Source organism: Streptomyces sp. NPDC059092, from assembly GCF_042756365.1.
Lineage (GTDB): Bacteria > Actinomycetota > Actinomycetes > Streptomycetales > Streptomycetaceae > Streptomyces.
The window spans coordinates 1-1,709 of the sequence record NZ_JBHZEJ010000154.1; the positions used below are offsets into that span (position 1 = coordinate 1).

1 protein-coding gene is annotated in these 1,709 nt (G+C 72.4%); it reads left to right on the top strand.

Annotated elements, in window-relative coordinates; genetic code table 11:
• Positions 1-29: 29 nt before the first annotated feature.
• The coding region (locus ACFXPL_RS37105) for a condensation domain-containing protein (protein WP_384927583.1) at positions 30-1,709 on the top strand (1,680 nt) is incomplete at its 3' end.

The following is a 1,709-nucleotide window of genomic DNA, read 5'->3' on the forward strand; positions in this document are numbered from 1 at the left end:
TCGAGGAGGCGTGTGGTCATGTTTTCGATCTGGCCGGTGAGCTGCCGTTGCGTGCGTCGTTGTTGAGGGTGGGTGAGGAGAGTTCTGTTCTGGTGGTGGTGGTGCATCACATCGCGGGTGACGGGTGGTCGATGGCGCCGTTGTGGCGGGATGTCTCGACGGCTTATGCGGCCCGTCGGGAGGGTGGGGCGCCGGACTTCGCGCCGCTTCCGGTCCAGTACGCCGACTACACCCTCTGGCAGCGAGAACTGCTCGGCGACGCCGACGACCCCGACAGTCTGCTCGCGGACCAACTCGCCCACTGGCGGACGGCGCTGGCCGACGCTCCCGAGGAACTCGCCGTGCCCACCGACCGGGCGCGCCCGGCCGTCGAGAGCCACCGCGGCGGCGTCGTGCCCGTGCGGGTGCCCGGGGAGTTGCACGGGCGGCTGGCGGAGCTGGCGCGGGCCGAGGGCGTGACGATGTTCATGGTGTGGCAGGCGGCGGTGGCGGTGCTGCTGTCCCGGCTGGGCGCGGGTGAGGACATTCCTTTGGGTAGTCCGGTCGCGGGCCGCACCGACGAATCGCTGGAGGAGCTGGTCGGGTTCTTCGTCAACACCCTGGTGCTGCGCACCGACCTGTCCGGCGACCCGACGTTCACCGAAGTCCTCGCCCGGGTGCGCACCTCCGCGCTGGACGCCCTCGACCACCAGGAGGTCCCCTTCGACCGCCTCGTGGAGGAACTCGCACCCGCCCGGTCGACGGGCCGTCACCCGCTCTTCCAGACCGTCCTGGAGGTGCGGTCCACACCCCTTCTCGCCCCCGAACTCGATGGCGCGGACGTCGAGGTGCTGCCCTACGCGACCCGCGACGCCAAGTTCGACCTCGACCTCCAGATCGCGGAGCGTTTCGACGCCGAGGGCAGGCCCACCGGCATGGACGGCGTGGTCGTCTACGCCGCCGACCTCTTCGACCACACCACCGTCGAGGCCCTGACCGTCCGGCTGTTGCGCGTCCTCGACGCCGTCACCGCCGACCCCGGGACCGCCGTGCACACCGTCGATGTCCTCGAACCGGCCGAGCGGCAGCGGCTGGTGGGGGAGTGGTCCAGCCGCCGGCCCGGGATCGCGGGTCCCGACGGCCGCGTCTACGTACTCGACGCCGGTCTGGCGCCCGTCCCGCCCGGCGTCCCCGGGCGGTTGTACGTCACCGGTGGTGAGCCCCGGCCCGACTCCGTGCCCTGCCCGTTCACCGAGGACGGCGCCCTCATGCGCCCCACCGGCGCCCGCGCCCGCTGGGACTCCCAGGGCCGGCTTGAGCTGCTCGACACCGACACCGACACCGACACGGGGACGGGGGCGGCGACGGGGACAGGGACAGGGATAGGGACGACGGCGCCGCGGACCGGACCCGAACCGGACGGGGAGCGGGAGAGCGTCACCGGCAGTACGGTCACCCGCCGCGGCATCACCGTGCGCGAGGAGTTGCTCTGCTCGGTGTTCGCCCAGGTTCTGGGCGTGGAGCGGGTCGGTGTGGACGACGACTTCTTCGCGCTCGGCGGGCATTCGCTGCAGGCGGTGCGCCTGGCCAGCCGCATCCGCGCCGTCCTCGGCGTCGAACTCAGTCTCCGCGCGCTCTTCGAGACGCCGACGGTGGCGGGGTTGGCTGTTCGGTTGGATGGGGTGGCGGGTGTGGGTGTGCGGGGTGCGGTGGTGGTGGGGGTGCGGCCG